Source organism: Gemmatimonadaceae bacterium (genome assembly GCA_035533015.1).
Taxonomy (GTDB): domain Bacteria; phylum Gemmatimonadota; class Gemmatimonadetes; order Gemmatimonadales; family Gemmatimonadaceae; genus JAGWRI01.
On sequence record DATLUQ010000062.1, the window covers coordinates 13,697 to 34,681 of the forward strand.

A 20,985-nucleotide genomic window follows, 5' to 3' on the forward strand; every position below is an offset into this window, starting at 1 on the left:
ACGTCCTGTAGGCACTTTCCCGATGAATCTTGACTTCCTGGAAGCAACGAACGGCAGGATGGCGCAAAGCCTCCTGTGCATCCGTCCCGCCGCCCCGCGGATCAGGCCGCCTCGATCTCCGACGCGTCGACCAACGCTGCCTTTGCGTGCACACGGCCGCGTCCCAGATACGCGCCCATGGCCACGCCTGTCCCGAGCACGGCGAGCGAAGCGGCGAGGCCAGGCTTGATCGTCATCACGAGCACGATGGCGAGCGCGAGCCCGGTATTCGCGCCAGACAGCAACGCCATGATCAGATCCCGAGCCCCGTCATTCGGAAGCTCGCGCCCGGCACTCTGGAGTCGCCCGACGGTGGCTCGTGCCTCGGCCGCGCCGCGCCGGCCCACCACGGCGCCGCTCGCCAACAGCAAGAGCGCGCCGGCAAACCCCGCTTGCACCCACCCCTGGCGCCAGTGCCAGTGGCTGGCAGTCATGTACGCACCGGTCGCCATGAGCGTGATGACGGCAATCGGAAAGACGCGCGCCGTCGAGCCCATGAGCCGCGCCCAGTCCATGGATTCGCGGAGCGTCGCCGCGGCCGCGCGGCGAGCCGCCGCGAAATGCACGATACTGGATGCTGCGGTCGCGGCAAGGAGTGCCAGCAGATGGAAGAACAGGGCGATCTGGTAGCCGGTCATCGATGGTCGGGTGGGGGTGGCTGGCGCGCGAGACTCGGGCGGATGCGGCGATATTTTGCCTTCTTCTGGAACTCCACGCAACCGGTATGGCAGCCGGACCACCTCAGGGGTTGAAACCGAACCCAGCAAACGGCTCCTCGGGGTCGAGCCCGGCCTATGCCAACCCGCCCCGCACCCCTACCTTGGGGATGTGCCCCGGACACTTGCCGCGGGGCGGCGGGCGTGTGACATTACTATATAACCAGTAGAGAATATAGGCATATCGACCGGCCCGCCGGCCGGCACCCAAACCGATTCGAATCGCCATGCGCGTCCCCAAGTTCCGCTTTCGCTTCCACTGGGAAGCCCTGCTCTGGCTCGCCCTCGGCATCTTCGTGGGCCACCGCCTCTGGCCCCAGGTCGCCGCCGCTGCCGGTGTGTCCTCGTCCGATGTCGCCGCCGCTCCGGCCTTCCAACTCACCACCCTCGACGGGCACGTGGTGACCAGCGATCAACTCCGCGGGAAGGTCGTCCTGCTCAACTTCTGGGCATCCTGGTGCCCCCCCTGCCGGTTCGAGATGCCCGGTTTCCAGTCGGTGTATGACCGCAACAAGAACAAGGACTTCGTCGTGGTCGGCGTCTCGATGGACGCCGGGAGCGTGGCCAGCGTGCAGAAGTTCCTGGCTGAGAATCACATCACCTACCCCGTGGCCATGGCCACCGGCGACGTGGTCGAGAGCTATGGGGGCGTGAACCTGCTGCCCACCTCCTTCCTGATCGACAAACAGGGTCGCATCCGCAACGAGGTGCACGGCATCTTCGCCGCGGTGGCGCTGGAGCAGGCGGTGCAGCGCCTGCTCGCCGACTCGACCGCCGACGCAGCCGGCACGTGATGAACGACCCGGCCTCGGTATCCCTCGGGCTGGCCTTCGTCGCCGGGCTGGCGTCCTTCCTCTCGCCCTGCGTGCTGCCCCTGGTGCCGAGCTACGTCACGTTCGTCACGGGCATGACGCTCGAAGATCTGACGGTCGAGGGAAGCGCCCAGGCCCGGCGCGCCGCCGCCGTCCACGCGGCCCTGTTCGTGCTCGGGTTCACGCTCGTGTTCGTTGCCCTCGGCGCCACGGCCACGGCGCTCGGCGGCATGCTGCGCCGCTCGCTGCCGCTTCTCCAGCAGGTAGGCGGCGTGGTGATCGTGCTGTTCGGGCTTTACCTGCTTGGCGTGCTGCGATTGCCGGCCTTGATGCGCGAGCGCCGCGTGCAACTCGCGTCCAAACCTGCGGGACGGTTCGGCTCCGTGGTGGTCGGCATGGCGTTCGGCGCGGGATGGACGCCGTGCGTGGGACCGGTGCTCGCCTCCATCCTGCTGTACGCGGGAATGAAGACGACGATGGCGAAGGGCATGATGCTGTTGGGCGTGTACGGGTTGGGGCTCGGGGTCCCTTTCTTCATCGCTGCGGTGGCGCTCAACTGGTACCTGGCCGGCGCGCAACGGCTGAGGCGCTGGCTGCGACCCATCGAGATCGGGGCCGGCGTCGTGATGATCGTGGTCGGCGTGCTTCTGTTCACGGGCAAGTTCACCGTGCTCTCACAGTTCTTCGCGGGGTTCGGCCTGCCGGGGTAGCTTTCGCCGCGTGACGTCTGCCCGCGAACGCTTCTTCGCCTTTCGCCGCACGATCCCGCATCCGCCCAAGCTCGACCGCCAGACCGTGCGAGCGGGTGGGCTCGCGCTCGCCGTGTTCACCTCACCCCCCGTTGGCGACGCGCCGCCCCTGCTGTGCGTGAACGGCGGCCTGATCGTGGACCACGCCATGCTGTGGCCAGCGCTCTCCCCGCTGGCCGCGGGCCGACAGCTCATTCTCTACGACCAGCGCGGGCGCGGCGCCTCGCAGCCGCCCGCCGATCCGCTCGCCGCGCGGATCGAGGACGATGCCGGCGACGTCCCCGCCCTCCGGCGCGCCCTCGGCATCCGCGAGTGGGACGTGTTCGGCCACTCATGGGGTGGAGGCATCGCCATGCTCGCCGCGGCGCAGGACCCCGCCGGCGTGCGGCGGCTGGTACTCGCCGATTCGGTGGGGCCTACCAGCGCGTGGATGGCGCCGCTGCGCGCTCAAGCCATGGCCCGTTCCACCGACGCCGACCGCGCCGCCCTGGCCGGCATCAGCGACGAGATGCTGGGCGAACCCGATCCCGATATCCACCTCGCGCACCTGCGTGCATCGTATGCCGCCTGGTTCGTGGATCAGCGCTTCGCGGCCACGTTCCCGATGCCCAAGACAGCGAGCCCCACCGGAACGCCGGTGCTCGCCCGGCTGCGCCGCGAGGGCTACGACTGGCGCCACGACGTGCGCGCCATCAGCGCGCCGACGCTCGTCATGCATGGCGACGGCGATGTGCTGGCGCCGGCAGTTGGGCAGGAACTCGCGGCCACGATTCCCGGCGCCGCGTTCACGCTCCTGCCGCACTGCGGACATTTCCCGTTCTGGGAGGCGCCGGCCGAGTTCTTCTCAGCCATTTCAAGCTTTCTTGCGTAGTTCAGGCGTGCACCTTCTGGCGACCCTCATGCTGGCCGCACTCGCCGCGGCGGTTCCCCCGATGGCCCCTCCGGGACCGATCTTCGTCTGGGTCCAGCCGTCCACCACGCTGGCGGGCTGGCGGGCCGATGACACCCTTCAGGTCGAGCGCGCCCTCGCCGCGTGGAGCGGCATCGTGCCGTCGGTCCGCTTCGCGATCACCGACGACTCGGCCGACGCCACGGTGCGGGTTACCTGGGTGGACCGCTTCGCCCACCCGATGACCGGCGAATTGCGCGTCGTGCGCAACGAGAGCGGCGACGTGATCGATGCCTCGGTGCGTCTGGCCGTGCACCATCCCGACGGACGGCCTGTATACGGCGACGCGATGAGCGCGCTGGCGATGCACGAGTTGGGGCACCTGCTCGGTCTGCCCCATTCGTCCGACCCTTGGAGCATCATGGCGCCCACCGTGCGCGTGCGTGCGCTATCGAGCCAAGACAGCATGGCCCTCCGCCGCGCGTTCGCGGCAGAGGGCCATCGCCTGCTGCCGGATGCGAGTGTGACTAGTCGTTCGAGATCCTGACCGTCCGCGTCTTCCGGTCGCGGACGATCTGCAGTTCCACCGACGCGTCGCCAGCGTGACGCTCGAGCGTACGCCGGAGTTCGCCCACGCTGGCAACCGCGACTCCGGCGGCCTTCACTATCACGTCGCCCTCGCGAAGCCCGGCATCGGCCGCCGGCGTGCCCCGCGGCGCCTTCAGCACCAGAACGCCTTTGTCCACGCCGAAGGCACGGCCGAGGTCGGCGCTCACCGTGTTCATCATCGCGCCACCCAGCGCCGCCATGTCGGGGTCGAACCGGTAGAACGACAGCGGCGGGGCGGCGGGGGCGGGGGCCATCATCCCCTCCACCACTGCCACGCGCGGCGCGGCGAGCGCCACCGATTCGGTGGGCGCTGCGGGCGCCGACGGTGCGAAACCGTTCACTCGCAGCGTGAACGTGCGCGGCGCCTTGCCCACGACCACCGGATAGTCGCGCGCTTCACCGTCTCGCTCGAGGCGCACCACGACTCGGCGGTTGGGCTGGAGGAGCCCCGTCATGGAGATGGCCTTGCGGGTCACGTCCTGGCCGTTGAAGGCGAGCAACAGATCGCCGCGCAGGATGCCCGCATGCTCGGCGGGCGAGTCGGCGTCCACCGACACGACCTCGGGATACGTGAGATAGCGCACGTAGAAGGCGCCGCCGCGCACGTCGGTGATTGGCGCGCCCGCGAACGTCACGCCGATCCACCCCTTGGGCGCCACGTCGGACGGAATGTCCATGGCCACCGAGTACTGCCCGGCGTCATGCTGCCCCTCGGACATCGCCTCGCGCTGCGCTTCGGCGGCCCGCTGGAGGCTCAACTCCACCGTGCCGCGTTCAATGCCCGCCAGACGGCTCACCATGTCCGACATCTCGGTCGCCATACGCTCCCGATCGTCGGGCGAGATGGGTGTTCCGAGGTAGACCCGCTGCAGCGAATCGAGGCGGTCCATCAGATCGATCACGACCACGCGGGTGGAGTCCTCGATGCACTTTCCATTGATGCATACCTGCGCGCGCGGCCTGGCGGTCGGGCGCGGAGCATGTTGGGCCAGTGCCGACGCGGCGGCAAACGGCGCCAGCGCCATGACCATCGCGAGCGTGCGGTTGGAATTCGTCAGCGAACTGCGCATTGCGACACCCTTTCCGGACATCAGAAGCTGTTGACGCGCATCCCGGCGGGAAGCGCGGTATTGAGCTGGCGCAGCGTGGCTTCGCGCTGGCCGAGCGTGGTCAGGTAGTAGTCGTTGATCACCGGATCGTACGGCGCGTCGTTGAGCGCCTGGCGCATGGCGTGCGACACCTGGTCGAGCGCTGCCAGTCGCGTACGCATGGACGACGGGCTCTCGATGCCGTGGACCGCGGTGTCGTTCTGGGCCAGGAATGCCGACGCGTTCTGGTAGACGAGTTGCGCACGGTCGCGGGCCGCCCGGGCGTCCGCCACAGACTGGAAAGCGACGCCCTGCGAATCGCTCGCCGCGGCCATCAGCGCGGGCGTCGCGACCGGCAATCCGGGCAGCGGCGCGGCGCCGGCCGTGACGCGACCGATCACCGTACCGCCAGCCACGAACAACAGCGCCGCGGCGACCTGCAGCCAATGGCGGCCGTGCCGACCGCCGGAAATGGCCGCCAGCCCCACTGCCGGCCTGGCGATCAGCCGTTCGGCCCGGAGCGCCGGAGCCAGCGATTCCCAGTGCGTGAGCGGAAGTCCGATGCTCGCGCGCTCCGCTGATGCCAGGTCGACGAGCCCGCGATGAGCATCTCGCTCGGCGGCGCAGTCCGCACACCCACCGAGGTGGGCGAGTTCGGCGGCCGTCGGCTCTTCGTCGGCCAGCGCCGCGAGGCGTTCAGGAGACAGGTGCGACATGTTCCACTTCCCTTCGTTCGGGTGCATCGACCAGATGCGCGAGCAGTTTGCGGAGCTTGGCCCGCGCCTTGAACAGTTGCGACTTGGAACCGCCGGCAGTGATGCCGAGTTCTGCCGCGATTTCTTCGTGCGTGTAACCCTCGACGTCGTGCAGCAGGAACACCGTCCGGGCGCCCGGCGAGAGCTGGGCCGCCGCTTGTTCGATGGACGCCATGACGAAGGTCCGGTCGGTGTCGGGCGTCACCGCCACGGCGTCGTCCTCCATGTCAACTTCGATCTTCGCGAGCCGCCGGGTCCGGCGCAGCGCGTTGAGCGTTCGGTTCACCGCAATGCGATGCGCCCACGTTGCAAACTGCGAGTCGCCACGGTACGTGGGCAACGCGCGAAAGATCTGGATCCAGACCTCCTGCGCGATGTCCTGCGCCGTGTCGTGATCCGGCCCCGCCAGCCGGCGTACGACCATGTCGATGCGCGGGGCATGCCGGGCCCACAGGGCCCGCATCGCCGCTTCATCGCCCTGGATGGCGCGTCGGATGGTGGCGTGCTCGTCGCTCATGAGTTCGAAGAATTGGTCAGCCTGCCGTATGAAAATGGTTTACCGGGCCAAACGCCATCCGGATCGAAGATCAAATGTTTTTTCAGCGCCGGCGCGGTGACCGAAGCCGTCTCTTGTTCGTTTGACTACGTGCGGCCATGTTGCGCGGCGCTCCGACGGGGCCGGTCCCGCAAATTGGAGCATCCCGCCCCGCCTACTGTATCAGCGTTGTTCATCGGCCCAGGAATCCCGTGCTGCTGCACTCCCTTCTCACCGCCATCGTGATCGCCGGTTCCAGCCACCCAACCCCGCTGCACGTGCCGGGTGATGGGCTGCCGACCGCACAGCCGGCGGAAGTGGGCATGTCGGCCGCGAGGCTGGCCAAGATCAACGACGTCATCGCCCGCGGAATCCGCGCTGGCGTCTACCCCGGCGCCTCGGTGTTCGTGGGCCGGCAAGGCTTCGGCGTCGTGGAAGAGGGGTTCGGCCACCTCACCTGGAGCCGCAACAGCCCCCTGGTGGTGCCCGACCGCACAATCTACGACCTGGCCTCGCTCACCAAGGTGATCGGCACCACGACGGCGATCATGGTGCTGTACGACGAGGGCAAGATCGGGTTGGATGATCCGGTCTACAAGTACCTCCCGGCCTTCTCGGGCGGGGAGAAGGACCGCGTCACCGTGCGCATGCTGCTCGAGCACCGCTCGGGACTGCCCGCAGGCCGCGATCTGTGGCGGACGGCGCATTCGCCGGAAGAGGCGCGCGAACAGGTGCTCGAGACGCATCTCTATACCCGGCCCGGCGCGGAGTTCGTCTACTCCGACCTCGGCGCTGATGTGCTCGGCTTCATCGTGGAGCAGGTGAGCGGCGAGCCGCTCGACCAGTTCCTGGCCGAGCGCGTGTTCGAACCCCTGGGAATGCACGACACGGAGTTCCGGCCCGATCGCGCTTTGGACGAGCGCGTGGCCCCCACCGAGCCCTGGTCGCGGCGCGGCTTTCCGCTGCAGGGCGAGGTCAACGACGACAACGCCGACGCTCTGGGTGGAGTGGCCGGCCACGCGGGGCTGTTCAGCACCGCGTCCGATCTCGCGATCTTCGCCCAGATGATGCTCAATGGCGGCACGTACGACGGCGTGCGCATCGTATCCGACAGCACCGTGAAGCTGTTCACGACGCGCGCGCCCGGCGCCGGTACCCGCGCCCTGGGGTGGGACACATGCGCCGGCGAGGGCGGGTGCGGCGACTATCTGAACCAGAGCGCGTACGGGCACACCGGGTTCACCGGCACCTCGATCTGGATCGACCCCGACCGGCAGATGTTCGTGATCCTGCTGACCAATCGTGTGTACGAACCTCGGGTGCGCCACAGCTTCAAGGCGATTGCCGACGTTCGGGCTGATCTCGCCGACGCGTCGGTGGCGGCGGTGGAGAACTACGCCGACGGTCCGATGGTGATGCCGGCCGAGTGGCGAACGGTCCGGCAGGCCGGTTGGAACCGAGTGGTGCGCAAGCCGCGGAGAAGCGCGTGGCGGAAGTCGGCCGCGTCCAGAGTGGCGGCAAAGACCAGACCAGCCGGGCGGACCAAGGCGAAGGCGGTCGCGAAACCAAGCGCCACGACTACCGGCACCAAAGCGAAGACGGCCGGCGCATAGCCGCCCTTTTCGCCGACGCCTTCCATCCCGCTCCTGGTTCCGCGATCTTGCGGCGGAACCGGAGGAGCGACGAGCATGGCCGAATCAACCGAACCGACAGCCCCGGGAACCGCCGGCCAGGCGCTGGCGCCTACCGACGAGCAGGTCAAGCTCGCCCTTCGCAAGGTGAAGGATCCGGAGCTGAATCTGAACATCATCGACCTGGGCCTGGTCTATGATGTGCTGGTGGAAGACCAGACGGTGGTGGTCAACATGACGCTCACGTCGCCCGGGTGCCCGGCGGGCCCGCAAATCATGAACGACGTGGAGCGCGCTGTGCGCGCCATGCCCGGCGTGGCCGACGTGGTGATGAATCTGGTGTGGGAGCCGTATTGGACGCCGGAGAGGATCGAGCCGAGGGTCCGGGCGTACATGGGGTTGTGAGCTGCAAACGGGGCCGAATCAGCCCGCGCTGTTCGCAGTTCTCAATCCCGATACGGTGACTCCTCCACCGGTCGCCTCGCCCGATGCGGCGTGAGCGCCTCGAGAAACGACGGTTCCAACACCTCGCGCTGCCAGCGGCGCAATTCGGTCACGTCGGCGAGTTCTTCGGGCGTCTCGGGATTGCGCCGCGCCACCGCCTCGATCCGGTCCTTCGCACACAACACGCCGGGGTCCAGGTCCAGCCGCAGGGCCACCGCGTCGCGCGCCGTCTTGAGCGCCGACACCCGCGCGTCGAACTCCGGATCGCGGTCCCAACGACGCGCCTTCGGGAATCGGGGCAGATCGGCCTCGTCCACCGCCTTGCCGCGTGCTATCGCATCGATCAGTTCCTGGCCCTGCCGCTCGGCGATGCCGCGCGGCATTCCCTTCACGCCGGCAAGACCGCGCCTGTCCGTGGGCTGAAGGCGCGCCAGTTCGAGCAACGGCTCGTTGCCTATCACCCGAAAGGTCGCCCGGTCCAACTCCGAGGCCACGCCATCGCGCCAGCGCGCCAATTCGCGAAACACCGCCAGCTCGCGCCGCGTGAGGTCGCGCGCGCCCTTGATGCGCAGAAAGGCCAGGCCCTCCTCGTCGGGGGACCAACGAACGCTCTGCACGATCGCGAACTCTTCCTCCGCCCATGTGAGCCGGCCGGCGCGCTCGAGGTCGGCCTTCATGCGGTCGCGCAGCTCGAGCAGGTGCATCGTGTCCTGCGCCGCATACTCGAGCATGCCCGGCGTGAGCGGACGCAGCGACCAGTCGGCGCGCTGGTACTTCTTCTCCAGCTTCACGCCGAAGTACCGTTCGAGTAGCGCGGCGAGGCCGAAGGTGCGAATGCCGAGCAACTGCGCCGCCACACGCGTGTCGAAGATGCGCACCACGTCCCAGCCGTAGTCCTGGCGCAGCAGGCGCAGATCGTAATCGGCGTCGTGGAACACCACCTCCACGTCGCTGCGCTCCATCAGGGCCCCGAGTCCGTCCAACTGTGGCACAGCCAGCGGATCGATGATCGCCGACTGGTCACGCGTGGAGATCTGGAGCAGATAGATTCGATCGATGAACCGGTGGAAGCTCGCCCCTTCGGTGTCGACGGCGATCTCCCGCGCGGTGGAGATTTCACGCAGGAACCGGGCCGTCTCTTCGGGCGTGTCAAGAAACAGCGGGGTGTGGGGCTCGGGTTGCGCCACGCGCGTCCTCGATTGGGGTGAACTGCGGACAATCTAGCGTACTCCTCAATCGACCACGTCCCCTCCATGCCCCATGCCCGGTGAGTGGACGAACTCTCTGCCGCTCCGGCCGCAGGCGGCGCGAGCCCCGGCTTCCGCTGTCGCGGTTGCTGACCCCGACATTAGATTCTCTGAACGATGACGGCCAACGTGAATTGGAGCGGCACCAAGCCCACGATTTCAGCCGCCGAACGCCGGAAACTGGCCAGGTGGGGCGCGTTCCTCTTCCGGAACCGCGGATGGCTGCCCGTGCCGTTCATCCTCATCCCTTTGCTCGTACCGGGGCACTCGAGCACCGCGCAGTGGTGCGTCGGAGCCGTGATCATCGCCTTGGGCGAGGCCATCCGTCTGCCCGGGGTCGCGGCCGCGGGCACGGTGACGCGCCGCCGGTCGCGCGACGTCCAGCGGCTGGTGACCTACGGCGTCTTCGCCTGGACGCGCAACCCGCTGTACCTGGGCAATTTTCTCATCTGGACCGGCTTCGTGGTCGTGTCCGGGGTGTTCTGGTTCCTGCCGGTTGCGCTCGTGCTATTCGCGGCGGAGTACGCCCTCATCGTTCAGTATGAGGAGGGCGTGCTCGAGTCGATTTTCAGTGCGGAGTACCTGGCCTACAAGCGCGCCACGCCACGGTGGATCCCGCGACTACCGGCGGAGCGAGGGCACGGCCCCCACGCATGGGGCGAAGCCTGGCGGAGTGAGGCGAGCACCTTTCTGGCGTACGCAGTGCTGGCCCTGGCTTTCGTGCTCAAAGCCCGGATCTACTGAGACCCCTCCGCTGAGAACTCGAGGTTGAGAGCCTCGAGTTGTCGGTCTTGTGCCGCCGGTTCCTACCGCTGCGGTCGTCCCGGCGGATCGGCTCCCTCGAACACCGTCTTGTTCTTCTCGATGTACGATTTGAGCTGGACGGGGACGTCTTCCTCGGGAAAGATGGCGGTCACCGGACATTCGGGCTCGCAGGCCCCGCAGTCGATGCACTCGTCCGGGTGGATATACAGCTGGTCCTCGCCCTCGTAGATACAGTCCACGGGACAGACGTCCACGCAAGCGCGGTCCTTGACTCCGATGCAGGCTTCTGTGATCACATAGGGCATGAGTGCCTCGAAAATGGCTGCGAAGCAGACGCGATTCGACTAAGATAATCGGTGGCGCCCGGGCCAACAGGGTACGCCGTCCATTCCGCCCCGCCACCCTCTGCCGATGCGGCTCATCGTCAACGGAAACGCGTACGATCTGGCCGTTGCCGGCCACGAGATGCTGCTCGGGGTCCTGCGCGGACGGTTGGCCCTCACCGGCACCAAGCTGGTGTGTGGACGCGGGGAGTGTGGGGCGTGCACCGTGCTGCTCGACGGCAAGCCTGCCTATGCGTGCCTCACCTTGGCAGCCGGCTGCGAGGGCACGGCAATTACCACGATCGAGGGAATGAGCGCCTCCGCCCCCGCCCCCGACCAGCTCCACGCTCTCCAACAGGCCTTCATCGCCCACGACGCACTGCAATGCGGGTTCTGCACGCCGGGGCAGATCATGGCCGCGGCTGCGTTGCTCGCCGAGAACCCCCACCCCACCGAAGAGGACGTGCGGCACGGGATGAGCGGCAACCTCTGCCGCTGCGGCGCCTACCCGAAGATCGTGCGTGCCGTGCTCGACGCCGCCCGTCGGCTGGCGGACGCCCGTGGCGCCTAGAAAGCACGCGGCCAAGCCGCCGGTTCCCGCTCCGCCGGCGGACGCGCCGCGCGCCACGCGTTTCGTCGCCACCAAGGTCGAGATCGAGGGGCGCGAAGAAACGAAGATCGTCGAGCTCCCCGACCGCAACCCCGAGCCGTGGGACGCCGGAACCCCCCTGCACGTAGTGGGTCAGCGGATACCGCGCATGGACGCGGTGGAGAAGGTCACCGGCACGGCACGCTACACGGTGGACGTGCACCGCCCCGGCATGCTCTTCGCCGCCGTGGTCCGTGCCGCGGTGGCGGCCGGCCGGGTCGCCGGCCTCGATGCGTCTGCTGCGCTCGCCATGCCCGGGGTGCGCGGAGTGCTCACCCTGGACGACGTCCGCGGCATTCGCGCCGACGGGGGCCAGCTGCTCGACGACACGATCCACTACGCCGGCCAGCCGGTGTGCGCGGTGTGTGCCGACACCTTCGGGCTCGCCAACGCGGCCGCCGCGGCCGTGAAACTCACCGTGGAGACCGCGCCCCACGCGGTGACCGCTGAGCAGGCGCTGGCCGACGGCGCCCCCAAGGTCCGTGCGCGCGGCAACGAGTCGCCGCGCTCGCCGCGCGTGATCCAGCGCGGCGACGTCGAGGCCGGACTGCGCGGCGCCGAGATCACGATCACGCGCGAGTACCGCACGCCGGTGGCGCTCCACAGCGCGCTGGAGCCGCACGGCGCGGTAGCCGAGTGGGAGGGCGGCCGGCTCACCGTCTGGGAATCCACCCAGGGGATCTTCAATACACGGCGCGACCTGGCGGCGGCGTTCAAGCTCAGGCTGAACCAGGTGCGAGTGATGAAGGACTACATGGGTGGCGGGTTTGGCGCCAAGAACGGCGCAGCGGCGGCCAGCTATATCGCCGCTGCGCTCGCTCGCCAGGTGGGGCGTCCGGTGCGCTGCGTGTGGGACCGGGAGGGCGAACAGACGGACGCCGGCCACCGCTCGGCCACCGTCCAGCAGGTGACCCTGGGCGCGCGGCGTGACGGCACGCTCACGGCGATCGCGGTCGAGGCGACGATTCCCCTGGGCATCGGCGGGTGGGAGGCCGGCCCCGGCCGGATCTACCATGAGCTGCACGCCTGCCCCAACGTGCGCACCAGCGAGAAATTCGTATACACTAATGAAGGAGCGATGGCATCGTTCCGCGCGCCGGGACACACCGAGGGCGCGTTCGGGTTGGAAAGCGCCCTCAACGCCCTGGCCCGGGAGTTGCACCTCGACCCGCTGGAACTGCGGCGGCGCAACTACGCCCGCCGCGACCAGGTGCGCGACCGTCCCTATTCGGCCAAGCGGCTCGACGAGTGTTATCGCCAGGGCGCGGCGCGATTCGGCTGGACCGAACGCGAGGCGCGACGCGCAACCACCTCGGCCACGCGCATCCGCCGCGGGTTCGGCATGGCCGCCTGCACCTGGGGCGCCGGCGGCGGTCCGCCCGCGTACGCCACGGTGCGTCTCGATCGCGACGGCAGCGCGGAAGTGCTCACCGGCGCGCAGGACCTGGGCACCGGGTCCCGCACCGTGATGGCCCAGATCGCCGCCGAGGTGCTGGGCGCCCGCGTCGACGACGTGCGCACGGTCCTCGGAGACACCGAGCGGCTGCCCTTCGCGTCCAACTCCTGGGGCTCGATCACCACCGCGTCCGTGGGGCCGGCGGTGCGCGCCGCCGCCGAGGAGGCGCGCGACCGGCTGTTCGAGGCGGCGGCGGCGATGCTCGACGCCGGCGTGAACGAATTGACGGCGCGCGATGGCGTGATCGGGGTGCGCGGCAGCGAACGCACGATCACCTTTGCCGACGTGTGCGGCAGGCTGGGCGACGTGATGATCATGGGGCACGGCAGCCGCGGCCCGAACCCCGACGGCACGGCAATCTCGGCGTTCGGCGCGCACTTCGCCGAGGTCGAGGTGGACGTCGAGACCGGCCGCGTGCGCGTGGTGCGCATCGTCGCCGCGCACGACAGCGGGCGGATCGTCAATCCGACACTCGCCGAGAGCCAGCTCGAGGGCGGGGTGCTCCAGGGGTTGGGCTATGCGCTATTCGAGGAACGGGTGATGGACGCGCGCCTCGGACTCCCGATGAATCCCACGCTGCACGACTACAAGATTCCGACCATGGCCGACGTGCCGGTGATCGAGGGATTCTTTCTCGACGAGGCCGATGTGGTGGCCAATCACACCGGCGCCAAGGGGCTGGCCGAGCCACCGATCATTCCCGTGGCACCGGCCATCGCGGCCGCGGTAGCCGACGCGATCGGGGCGGAGATGGCCGAGATTCCGATGACGCCGTGGAGGGTGCTTGCTACCTTCTCCACGGCGGCGGGGCGCCAGCCTTCTTTTTGATCTCCGGATTCTCCCGGTACAGCGTTGCCGTCCGGCCGATCACCTGCACCACCTCGGCCGAGAGCATCTTGGCCAGGTCGGTCGCCACCTGCTTGGGCTTGGCGTCGGCGGCGCGGTTCAGTTGAACCTTCACCAACTCGTGCGTGCGCAGGGCATCGGCCACCGACTGGACCAGCGCCGGCGTGGCGCCCTGGTGTCCCAGGTGCACCGCGGCGGCGAGATGATGCGCTTCGGCGCGCAACTCGGCGCGTTGTTTGGACGTCAGAGCCATGATCGGTGCAGGCTGAGGTTCGGCAGCCGGTGGCGCGAGCGGCCGCTAGTGGCCAACGATGCGGGTGCCACGTTCGGAAAGTAATGGGAAGGGGTCGATCGCCTCGCCCTCCCAGTACTTGCCGTCGGGGGGCATGCGGAGAATCTGGAAGTGGAGGTGCGGTAGATTCTCCGGGGCGTCGCCAGTCGTGCCCACATAGCCGATGGTGTCGCCCTTGGTCACCAGATCGCCGGCGCTGAGCCCGCGCTTGTAGCCCTCGAGGTGCGCGTAGTAGTACACGAACTGGCCGCTGCGATCGATCGTATAGGCGGTGATGCCGCCGAGGGTATTGCTGGATAGCCGGAGCACCCGCCCGTCGTCAGCCGCCAGGACTGGCGTGCCTCGTGGCGCCATGATGTCGATGGCGTGATGGAACCGCCCCCCTTCGCGCGGCGAGTCGAAGGAGTCCTGGAGCGCATCGGCCGAGCCCCCCGCCACCGGAAGGATGAGGGCGTGCGAGACGAGCGTCGCATCGGCGGCCGCTGCGGTGAGTGCGAGCCGCGGCGCGACCAGCCGGCTGGCGGCGTCTGAGGGGGCCGCGTCGCCCGCATCGGCGTCCCCATTGGCCGCCGAGGGCCCCATGGCCGCCGCTGCGACGCGGCCCTCCGGCTCGGGCACCACGGCGGGCGCGAGGGTCTGAATGCACCCCGACGCACACAGGGCAGTGGCCAGGATGATGGGCATTCGCGAGCGCGTGGACATATCGGCGTAGAACGACGCGCCGGCCTCGACTCGGGCAACGACAGGACGCTAGCTCGCGGAAATCGGCGGGTGGTCGCGCCTCCGGAATTGACACGCTATCTTAGGTCGTTCCACCGAATCGCGCTGAAGAGGAGCACATGCCGCACCAGGACCGCCACATCGAAGTCAAGAAGAATCAGGGATGGGGAACCGTACTCCTGACCGTCGTCATCGTCGCGGTGATCCTCAGCGCCGTGACGTACATCCACAAGACGACCTACAAGTCGTACAACGATCTGACCTTCCACGCCAAGGGTAGTCAGGACAACAACTGATCGCGCCGGATCTCGGCGCCGGACGATGAGCGGCGGGCACGGAGCCCGCCGCTCTTCCATTACCGGCTCACAAATCCTGCGCGACGCGGCTGGCCACTCCGCGTTCCATCATCGACAACACCTCGTCGAGAATCGCGTGCCCGTGGTCGCGGGCGTACCAGCGGCGGACCTCGCGATACCGATCGTCGTTGGACAGCGCCTTTCCGGGACCGAGCACCCACGCCTGCAGCTCCGTGGGGCGCGGACCCCACCAGCCCAGCTCCCTGAAGTTTCGGTCGAGCAGCAGAACCACCGGAATGGAGCGCGATTTGCCAGTGAGGTGGGCCTCCATCACGTCGAGATTCGCGTCGCGGCCGAGGAGCCGCAGATCCAGCCCCGGTGCACCCTCCACCAGCCGCTGCACGACGGGCACGATGTTCACCGCATCGCCGCACCAGTCCTCGCTCAGCACCACCAGATGCCAGGGCCCGCCGAGTCGCGCCGCGCGGGCCGCGAATTCGTCGGGCACCCGGGCGTGCTCGTAGACAGCTCGCCACAGGTCGGCGTTCCTCTGCGCCGTGGGCAGCCATGCGTCAAAGGTCGGCGCCGATTCCCAGCGCGCCACGTCCAGCTCGAATGTCGTCGAAAGCATGAGAACCTCATCAACCTTGCTCGGGCGAGCGAATGCCCGCCATCTTCTATTTAGCGACCTGCGCAAGCCGTGTCCGTCGGCGCGCGCTTCATTTCAGTTGAGATTCGAATCGCCGTGCATCCCTTCACCTACCATCGCGCCCTGTCGCGCGACGACGCGGCAGCCCAACTGGCCCACGACGGTTCAGCGCCGATGGGCGGCGGCACGGACCTGCTCGTGGCAATCGAGGAGGGCGTGACGTCGCCGGCGAGGGTGGTGGACCTGCGCTCCGTTCGCGGCGCCGACGAAATCGCAGTCGGGCCCGACGGTTCGCTGCGCATCGGCAGCTCGGCGCACGTGCACGACGTGGCCCGGCATCCTGCGGTGCGGGGACGGTGGGCGGCATTGGCCCAAGCATGCGAGAGCGTGGGCACGCCCGCCCTTCGGCACATGGGGACGATGGGCGGCAACCTGTGCCAGCGTCCCCGCTGCTGGTACTTCCGGCGAGGGGTGTCCTGTTTCAAGAGCGGTGGCGACGCCTGCCCCGCTGTGGACGGGGAGAATCAGTACCTCGCGATCGTGAACGGAGGCCCGTGCCACGCCGTGCACCCGAGCGACCCCGCGGTGGCCCTCGCGGCGCTCGAGGCGACGATCGAGATCACGGGCGCCGCGGTCACGCGCTCCGTGCCCATCGGCCAGTTCTTCGTGGCGCCCGGCGGGCCGCTGGACCGCGAGACGGTGGTGGAGGCGGGCGAATTCGTGAGCGCCATCGTGCTGAGCACCGAATCGGCAGGCGGCGTGCAGCACTATCACAAGCTGATGCAGCGCGAGGCGTGGGACTTCGCACTCGTGAGCATCGCCGCGGTGCGGCGCGAATCGGGCGCAGTCCGGATGGCGATGGGCGGCGTGGCGTCCGCGCCCTGGCGCGTGAATTCGTCGGTGGAGGAGGACGTGGCGTCGGGTGGGCTGGACGACGATTCGATCGCGTCACTGGCCGAGCGCGCCTTGTACGACGTCACCCCGCTGTCCAAGAACGGTTACAAGGTGGAATTGGCGGGCGCCCTACTTCGCCAGGCGATGCGCGAACTCGGCACCTGAACGTTGGCTGCTCGTCCCCCTTCCCCCTGCCCCCCTCCCATGCTTCCCGAATCGCTCCCCCCGGCCGCCTATCTGGTGGACGTGCGCTGGGGCCTGGCCTATCCCCTGCACCGCGTCGTCACGGGAATCGGACGCGACATGGCGAACCCGATTCTGGTGCGCGACCTCGCCGCTTCGCGCACCCACGCCGAAGTGCGGCGAACGGACAACGCGTACGTGCTGCAGCCCATCGCCACAGCCGAGACCAAGGTGAATGGCATCGCGCTGACGGGACCGCGGCCCCTGGCCGACGGTGATGTGGTGGAGGTCGCGTACACCCGGCTGCGGTTCACGCACAAGCCACCCACGGGGGACGTGCTCCCCGCGCCCGCGCACGCCGCGATGGACCCGGATCTGGCGGGCCAGAAGACCCAGATCCGGGAGATCGTGTCGCCGGAGAAGCTGCAGGAGGTGCGCCGGAGGCTGATGCGGCCCGTCGAGCTGCACTGGTGGGTGCTCGTGGCCGCCGCACTGGCGGCGGCGCTGGCCCTGGCATCGCTGATTCTGCTGGCGACTCGCGTGTGGCCGGGCTGAGGTGCGAGAAGGTCACAAACATGCTTTTGTTTACAGGTTCGCTTTCACCGCGGCGGATAACCGAGTAATTTTGTCTGCATCGGAACCACGCGCCAGATGCGTATGTTCCGGAGTTGCGAGCCGCCCACCGGGCCAGTGAGCCGTCGGTGCCTCAAGATATTTTGATACAACGGCTTGCGCACGGCATCGGCATTGGAGTGAGCATGAGTTCGTCCATCGATTCCCTGGTCGCCAAGGAATATCAGTACGGCTTCGTCACCGACGTCGAGGCGGACACGATTCCGCCCGGTCTGAGCGATGACGTGGTGCGTCTGATTTCGCAGAAAAAGCACGAGCCGGAGTTCATGTTGAACTGGCGGCTCAAGGCGTTCCGGCGCTGGCAGACGATGCGCGAGCCGCATTGGCCGAACGTCCATTACGAGCCGATCGACTACCAGAAGGCGAGCTACTACTCGGCGCCCACGTCGGTCAAGCCCAAGCAGTCCCTGGACGAAGTGGATCCGGAACTGCTCAAGACCTACGCCAAGCTCGGCATTCCGCTGCAGGAGCAGAAGCTGCTGGCCGGCGTGGCCGTGGACGCGATCTTCGACTCGGTGTCGGTGGGCACGACGATGCGCGAACAGCTCTCCGAGCATGGGATCATCTTCTGCTCGTTGGGCGACGCCATCCAGAACCATCCGGACCTGGTGGAGAAGTACCTGGGCTCCGTGGTGCCCTACAGCGACAATTTCTTCGCGGCGCTCAACTCGGCGGTGTTCTCCGACGGGTCGTTCGTGTACGTGCCCAAGGGGGTGCGGTGCCCGATCGAGCTGTCCACGTACTTCCGCATCAATGCAGCCGACACCGGCCAGTTCGAGCGGACGCTGATCGTGGCCGATGAGGGGGCGTACGTGAGCTACCTCGAGGGGTGCACGGCGCCCAAGCGGTCGACGAACCAACTGCACGCGGCGGTGGTGGAGCTCGTCGCGCTCAAGGGCGCGACGATCAAGTACTCGACGGTGCAGAACTGGTACGCCGGGGACAAGGAAGGCGTGGGCGGCATCTACAACTTCGTCACCAAGCGGGGCAAGGCGTTCGAGAACGCCAAGATCTCGTGGACGCAGGTGGAGACCGGCTCGGCCATCACGTGGAAGTATCCGAGCGTCATCCTGCAGGGCGACAACTCGGTGGGCGAGTTTTACTCGGTGGCGGTGGTGAACAATTACCAGCAAGCCGACACGGGCACCAAGATGCTGCACCTGGGCAAGAACACGAAGAGCAACATCGTGTCCAAGGGGATCAGCGCCGGACACGGGAACAACTCGTATCGCGGCCGCGTGTACGTGGCGCCCAAGGCCACCGGGGCGCGCAACTACACGCAGTGCGATTCGATGCTCGTGGGGAACCAGTGCGGAGCGCACACGTTTCCGTACATCGAAGTGAAGAACAACACCGCGCAGGTGGAGCACGAGGCGAGCACGTCGAAGATCGGGGAGGATCAGATCTTCTATCTCAAGCAGCGCGGACTATCGGCCGAACAGGCCGTTTCGATGATCGTGAGCGGCTTCTGTAAAGAGGTGTTCAAGGAGCTGCCCATGGAGTTCGCCTTGGAGGCACAACAGCTCCTGGGGATCACGTTGGAAGGAAGCGTCGGGTAACGGGAGAGTAGGACGGCAGGACCGTGAGAGGGTAGAACGGTTGACTGCGTCACGCCGTTCCCGTCCTGCCGTCCTACTGTCCTGCCCTCCTACAATTCTTCAGCCAATACAGACCATGCTTGACATACACGGCCTCCATGCGGCGGTAGGCCAGAAAGAAATCCTCAAAGGAATAGATCTGACCGTTCGCGCCGGCGAAGTGCATGCGGTAATGGGCCCCAACGGCTCGGGCAAGAGCACGCTTGCCCAGGTGCTGGCCGGTAACCCGATGTACGAGGTTTCGGCGGGGACGGTCACGTACGAGGGCCGCGACCTGCTCGAGATGCAGCCCGAAGAGCGGGCGCAGGCCGGCATCTTCCTCGCGTTCCAGTACCCGGTGGAGATCCCGGGCGTGTCGAACGCCTATTTCTTCCGCGCCGCCTATAACGAAATCCGGAAGGCGCGAGGTGAGGAGGAGGTCGATCCGCTCGAGTTCGCCGGTATCATGGACGAGAAGCTCAAGTTGGTGGAGATGGATCCGGCCATGCTCAGCCGGTCCGTGAACGCCGGCTTCTCTGGCGGCGAGAAGAAGCGCAACGAGATCCTGCAAATGGCGGTGCTCGAACCCAAGCTCGCGATCCTGGATGAGACCGACTCGGGGCTGGACATCGACGCTCTTCGCATCGTGGCCGACGGTGTGAACAAGCTCAAGCGCCCAGACAACGCGACCATCGTCGTCACGCATTATCAGCGGCTGCTCAACTACATCGTGCCCGACTACGTGCACGTCCTGGCCAACGGGCGCATCGTGAAGTCCGGGGGTAAGGAATTGGCGCTGGAGCTCGAGGAGAAGGGCTACGATTGGATCACGGGCGGCACGCCGGCGGGAGTCGGCGCGTGACGCACGCGGTGGAGTACGTGGAGCAGTTCCGGAAATTCGCGGCAAACGGCGGGGGCGAGGCGCCGGAGTGGGTGCACGCGCTGCGCAGCTCCGCGCTCGAGCGGTTCACGCAGCTCGGCTTCCCGACCACGAAGAACGAAGACTGGCACTTCACGAGCGTGGCTCCGATCGCGGAGCGGCAGTTCCTACCGCTCACGGCGGTGAGCGGCGACGTGCGGCGTACCGACCTCGAGCCGTATCTCTTTCCCGACACCGACGACTGGCATCTGGCGGTGTTCGTGAATGGCCGGTTCGCGCCCGAGCTCTCACATCTGGAGAATCTGCCCGACGGGGTGCGCGTCCTGCCGCTGGCGCGCGCCTGGACCGAGATGCCGGACCTGGCCCGCCTCGTGGGCAGCGTGGCGCCGTTCGATGGGCAGACGTTCACGGCGCTCAACACCGCATTCCTGAACGACGGCGCCGTGGTGCACGTGGCGGGCGACCGCGTGGTCGAGCATCCGATCCATCTGATGTTCGTGACCGACCGCCACGCGGCCAACGGCGTATCGTATCCACGCAATCTGATCGTCGCCGAGCGTCATGCCCGGGCGACGGTGATCGAGAGCTATGTCGGGCTCGGCGACGCCGAGTACTTCACCAACGCGGTGAGTGAGGTCGTACTCGAAGCCGGCGCCACCCTGACCCACACCAAGCTCCAGCGCGAATCGGTGCGGGCGTATCACGTCGGCACGATCGAGACCCGGCAGGGGCGGGACAGCCATTACGTCTCGTTCTCGTTGGCCACCGGCGGCGCCCTGGCCCGCACCAACATCGGCACCCTGCTCGGCGGCGAGGGGTGCGGCGCCACGCTCAATGGGCTCTACATGCTCGACGGCGCACAGCACTCCGATCACCAGACCCGTATCGAGCACGCGCAGCCGAACTGCTTCAGCCGGGAGCTGTACAAGGGCGTGCTGGATGGCGAGTCGCACGGCGTGTTCAACGGCAAGGTGTACGTGCACCCGATCGCACAGAAGACCGACGGCAAGCAGACCAACAACACGCTGCTGCTGTCGGAGCGTGCGCAGATCGACACCAAGCCGCAGCTGGAGATCTTCGCCGACGATGTGAAGTGCACCCATGGCGCCACCGTGGGCCGGCTGGACGACGTCTCGCTGTTCTATATGAAGAGCCGCGGCATCGGGGCCGAGGAAGCGCGGAAGCTGCTGACCTACGCGTTCGCAGCCGACGTGCTCGAGACGATCGAGAACGACGCCGTGCGGGACGGGCTGGAAGCGATGACGATGGCTAGGTTTACCGGGGTGGTGTAGCACCCCGCTGCCAACT

The 20,985-nt window shown here is 67.8% G+C and carries 24 protein-coding genes; 15 read left to right on the plus strand and 9 right to left on the minus strand.

Annotated features, from left to right (window positions below; all coding sequences use genetic code 11):
* Nucleotides 1-101: 101 nt before the first annotated feature.
* The gene (locus VNF92_13170) at nt 102-677 is read right to left on the minus strand and encodes a hypothetical protein (protein ID HVA58826.1); all 576 of its coding nucleotides are present in this window, start codon (nt 675-677) and stop codon (nt 102-104) included.
* Nucleotides 678-982: 305 nt separating this feature from the next.
* On the opposite strand from VNF92_13170, the gene VNF92_13175 reads away from it, so the two are divergent.
* The 4 genes from VNF92_13175 to VNF92_13190 are packed head-to-tail and all read left to right on the plus strand — an operon-like array spanning nt 983 to nt 3,752.
* Nucleotides 983-1,549 (plus strand): TlpA disulfide reductase family protein, encoded by a 567-nt coding sequence (locus VNF92_13175; protein HVA58827.1) that lies wholly within the window; start codon nt 983-985, stop codon nt 1,547-1,549.
* Nucleotides 1,549-2,277 (plus strand): cytochrome c biogenesis protein CcdA, encoded by a 729-nt coding sequence (locus VNF92_13180; protein HVA58828.1) that lies wholly within the window; start codon nt 1,549-1,551, stop codon nt 2,275-2,277. Before VNF92_13175 ends, VNF92_13180 begins: the two co-directional genes overlap by 1 nt.
* 10 nt (nt 2,278-2,287) lie before the next feature.
* Complete coding sequence (locus VNF92_13185) at nt 2,288-3,187, plus strand: alpha/beta hydrolase (protein HVA58829.1); 900 nt, start codon at nt 2,288-2,290, stop codon at nt 3,185-3,187.
* A gap of 28 nt (nt 3,188-3,215) precedes the next feature.
* A complete protein-coding gene (locus tag VNF92_13190; protein HVA58830.1) occupies nt 3,216-3,752 on the plus strand; it encodes a matrixin family metalloprotease in 537 nt (178 codons plus the stop codon).
* Here the strand turns inward: VNF92_13190 and VNF92_13195 are convergent.
* The 3 genes from VNF92_13195 to VNF92_13205 are packed head-to-tail and all read right to left on the minus strand — an operon-like array spanning nt 3,733 to nt 6,174.
* On the minus strand, nt 3,733-4,884 hold the full coding sequence (locus VNF92_13195; GenBank protein HVA58831.1) for a PDZ domain-containing protein: 1,152 nt from the start codon (nt 4,882-4,884) through the stop codon (nt 3,733-3,735). The two genes, VNF92_13190 and VNF92_13195, sit on opposite strands and share 20 nt — an antisense overlap.
* A 20-nt stretch (nt 4,885-4,904) precedes the next feature.
* The gene (locus VNF92_13200) at nt 4,905-5,618 is read right to left on the minus strand and encodes a hypothetical protein (protein ID HVA58832.1); all 714 of its coding nucleotides are present in this window, start codon (nt 5,616-5,618) and stop codon (nt 4,905-4,907) included.
* Complete coding sequence (locus VNF92_13205) at nt 5,599-6,174, minus strand: sigma-70 family RNA polymerase sigma factor (GenBank protein ID HVA58833.1); 576 nt, start codon at nt 6,172-6,174, stop codon at nt 5,599-5,601. Before VNF92_13205 ends, VNF92_13200 begins: the two co-directional genes overlap by 20 nt.
* Before the next feature lie 230 nt (nt 6,175-6,404).
* Here VNF92_13205 and VNF92_13210 point away from each other — a divergent pair, with 230 nt between their 5' ends.
* Nucleotides 6,405-7,805: a serine hydrolase gene (locus tag VNF92_13210; GenBank protein HVA58834.1), complete on the plus strand. Its 1,401-nt coding sequence runs from the start codon at nt 6,405-6,407 to the stop codon at nt 7,803-7,805.
* A 75-nt stretch (nt 7,806-7,880) separates the two neighbouring features.
* Nucleotides 7,881-8,228 (plus strand): metal-sulfur cluster assembly factor, encoded by a 348-nt coding sequence (locus VNF92_13215; GenBank protein ID HVA58835.1) that lies wholly within the window; start codon nt 7,881-7,883, stop codon nt 8,226-8,228.
* A 41-nt stretch (nt 8,229-8,269) separates the two neighbouring features.
* On the opposite strand, the gene VNF92_13220 is transcribed toward VNF92_13215, so the two are convergent.
* Nucleotides 8,270-9,454 carry an HRDC domain-containing protein gene (locus VNF92_13220; protein HVA58836.1) on the minus strand — a complete coding sequence of 395 codons (1,185 nt, stop codon included), beginning with the start codon at nt 9,452-9,454 and terminating at the stop codon, nt 8,270-8,272.
* Between the two features lie 177 nt (nt 9,455-9,631).
* Between VNF92_13220 and VNF92_13225 the strand changes: the two genes are divergently transcribed.
* Complete coding sequence (locus VNF92_13225; GenBank protein ID HVA58837.1) at nt 9,632-10,258, plus strand: isoprenylcysteine carboxylmethyltransferase family protein; 627 nt, start codon at nt 9,632-9,634, stop codon at nt 10,256-10,258.
* A gap of 62 nt (nt 10,259-10,320) precedes the next feature.
* Here VNF92_13225 and VNF92_13230 read toward each other — a convergent pair whose 3' ends face one another.
* A complete protein-coding gene (locus VNF92_13230) occupies nt 10,321-10,584 on the minus strand; it encodes a ferredoxin family protein (protein ID HVA58838.1) in 264 nt (87 codons plus the stop codon).
* Nucleotides 10,585-10,690: 106 nt separating this feature from the next.
* Here VNF92_13230 and VNF92_13235 point away from each other — a divergent pair, with 106 nt between their 5' ends.
* A complete protein-coding gene (locus VNF92_13235; GenBank protein ID HVA58839.1) occupies nt 10,691-11,173 on the plus strand; it encodes a (2Fe-2S)-binding protein in 483 nt (160 codons plus the stop codon).
* A complete protein-coding gene (locus VNF92_13240) occupies nt 11,163-13,535 on the plus strand; it encodes a xanthine dehydrogenase family protein molybdopterin-binding subunit (GenBank protein ID HVA58840.1) in 2,373 nt (790 codons plus the stop codon). The genes VNF92_13235 and VNF92_13240 overlap by 11 nt, the downstream gene beginning before the upstream one ends.
* On the opposite strand, the gene VNF92_13245 is transcribed toward VNF92_13240, so the two are convergent.
* Both VNF92_13245 and VNF92_13250 read right to left on the minus strand, forming a co-directional pair.
* Nucleotides 13,495-13,806 carry a YhbY family RNA-binding protein gene (locus VNF92_13245; protein ID HVA58841.1) on the minus strand — a complete coding sequence of 104 codons (312 nt, stop codon included), beginning with the start codon at nt 13,804-13,806 and terminating at the stop codon, nt 13,495-13,497. The two genes, VNF92_13240 and VNF92_13245, sit on opposite strands and share 41 nt — an antisense overlap.
* A gap of 45 nt (nt 13,807-13,851) precedes the next feature.
* A complete protein-coding gene (locus VNF92_13250; GenBank protein HVA58842.1) occupies nt 13,852-14,529 on the minus strand; it encodes a M23 family metallopeptidase in 678 nt (225 codons plus the stop codon).
* A 155-nt stretch (nt 14,530-14,684) separates the two neighbouring features.
* Here VNF92_13250 and VNF92_13255 point away from each other — a divergent pair, with 155 nt between their 5' ends.
* Nucleotides 14,685-14,861 carry a hypothetical protein gene (locus tag VNF92_13255; protein ID HVA58843.1) on the plus strand — a complete coding sequence of 59 codons (177 nt, stop codon included), beginning with the start codon at nt 14,685-14,687 and terminating at the stop codon, nt 14,859-14,861.
* A 67-nt stretch (nt 14,862-14,928) separates the two neighbouring features.
* Here VNF92_13255 and VNF92_13260 read toward each other — a convergent pair whose 3' ends face one another.
* Nucleotides 14,929-15,492 carry a thioredoxin family protein gene (locus tag VNF92_13260; protein ID HVA58844.1) on the minus strand — a complete coding sequence of 188 codons (564 nt, stop codon included), beginning with the start codon at nt 15,490-15,492 and terminating at the stop codon, nt 14,929-14,931.
* 114 nt (nt 15,493-15,606) lie between these two features.
* On the opposite strand from VNF92_13260, the gene VNF92_13265 reads away from it, so the two are divergent.
* The 5 genes from VNF92_13265 to sufD all read left to right on the plus strand — a co-directional run bounded on the left by VNF92_13265 (nt 15,607) and on the right by sufD (nt 20,969).
* Nucleotides 15,607-16,569 (plus strand): FAD binding domain-containing protein, encoded by a 963-nt coding sequence (locus tag VNF92_13265; GenBank protein HVA58845.1) that lies wholly within the window; start codon nt 15,607-15,609, stop codon nt 16,567-16,569.
* A gap of 39 nt (nt 16,570-16,608) precedes the next feature.
* The gene (locus VNF92_13270; protein ID HVA58846.1) at nt 16,609-17,142 is read left to right on the plus strand and encodes an FHA domain-containing protein; all 534 of its coding nucleotides are present in this window, start codon (nt 16,609-16,611) and stop codon (nt 17,140-17,142) included.
* Between the two features lie 203 nt (nt 17,143-17,345).
* On the plus strand, nt 17,346-18,779 hold the full coding sequence (gene sufB, locus VNF92_13275; GenBank protein HVA58847.1) for a Fe-S cluster assembly protein SufB: 1,434 nt from the start codon (nt 17,346-17,348) through the stop codon (nt 18,777-18,779).
* Between the two features lie 115 nt (nt 18,780-18,894).
* Complete coding sequence (gene sufC / locus VNF92_13280; GenBank protein HVA58848.1) at nt 18,895-19,659, plus strand: Fe-S cluster assembly ATPase SufC; 765 nt, start codon at nt 18,895-18,897, stop codon at nt 19,657-19,659.
* Nucleotides 19,656-20,969 (plus strand): Fe-S cluster assembly protein SufD, encoded by a 1,314-nt coding sequence (sufD, locus tag VNF92_13285; GenBank protein HVA58849.1) that lies wholly within the window; start codon nt 19,656-19,658, stop codon nt 20,967-20,969. The genes sufC and sufD overlap by 4 nt, the downstream gene beginning before the upstream one ends.
* Nucleotides 20,970-20,985: the final 16 nt, after the last annotated feature.

Bases quoted from the DNA above. Each gene is read 5' to 3' on its own strand.
- VNF92_13170 (HVA58826.1), bottom strand. From the start codon at position 677: ATGACCGGCTACCAGATCGCCCTGTTCTTCCATCTGCTGGCACTCCTT.
- VNF92_13175 (HVA58827.1), top strand. From the start codon at position 983: ATGCGCGTCCCCAAGTTCCGCTTTCGCTTCCACTGGGAAGCCCTGCTC.
- VNF92_13180 (HVA58828.1), top strand. From the start codon at position 1,549: ATGAACGACCCGGCCTCGGTATCCCTCGGGCTGGCCTTCGTCGCCGGG.
- VNF92_13190 (HVA58830.1), top strand. From the start codon at position 3,216: ATGCTGGCCGCACTCGCCGCGGCGGTTCCCCCGATGGCCCCTCCGGGA.
- VNF92_13195 (HVA58831.1), bottom strand. From the start codon at position 4,884: ATGCGCAGTTCGCTGACGAATTCCAACCGCACGCTCGCGATGGTCATG.
- VNF92_13200 (HVA58832.1), bottom strand. From the start codon at position 5,618: ATGTCGCACCTGTCTCCTGAACGCCTCGCGGCGCTGGCCGACGAAGAG.
- VNF92_13205 (HVA58833.1), bottom strand. From the start codon at position 6,174: ATGAGCGACGAGCACGCCACCATCCGACGCGCCATCCAGGGCGATGAA.
- VNF92_13215 (HVA58835.1), top strand. From the start codon at position 7,881: ATGGCCGAATCAACCGAACCGACAGCCCCGGGAACCGCCGGCCAGGCG.
- VNF92_13225 (HVA58837.1), top strand. From the start codon at position 9,632: ATGACGGCCAACGTGAATTGGAGCGGCACCAAGCCCACGATTTCAGCC.
- VNF92_13230 (HVA58838.1), bottom strand. From the start codon at position 10,584: ATGCCCTATGTGATCACAGAAGCCTGCATCGGAGTCAAGGACCGCGCT.
- VNF92_13235 (HVA58839.1), top strand. From the start codon at position 10,691: ATGCGGCTCATCGTCAACGGAAACGCGTACGATCTGGCCGTTGCCGGC.
- VNF92_13245 (HVA58841.1), bottom strand. From the start codon at position 13,806: ATGGCTCTGACGTCCAAACAACGCGCCGAGTTGCGCGCCGAAGCGCAT.
- VNF92_13250 (HVA58842.1), bottom strand. From the start codon at position 14,529: ATGCCCATCATCCTGGCCACTGCCCTGTGTGCGTCGGGGTGCATTCAG.
- VNF92_13255 (HVA58843.1), top strand. From the start codon at position 14,685: ATGCCGCACCAGGACCGCCACATCGAAGTCAAGAAGAATCAGGGATGG.
- VNF92_13260 (HVA58844.1), bottom strand. From the start codon at position 15,492: ATGCTTTCGACGACATTCGAGCTGGACGTGGCGCGCTGGGAATCGGCG.
- VNF92_13270 (HVA58846.1), top strand. From the start codon at position 16,609: ATGCTTCCCGAATCGCTCCCCCCGGCCGCCTATCTGGTGGACGTGCGC.
- sufB (HVA58847.1), top strand. From the start codon at position 17,346: ATGAGTTCGTCCATCGATTCCCTGGTCGCCAAGGAATATCAGTACGGC.
- sufC (HVA58848.1), top strand. From the start codon at position 18,895: ATGCTTGACATACACGGCCTCCATGCGGCGGTAGGCCAGAAAGAAATC.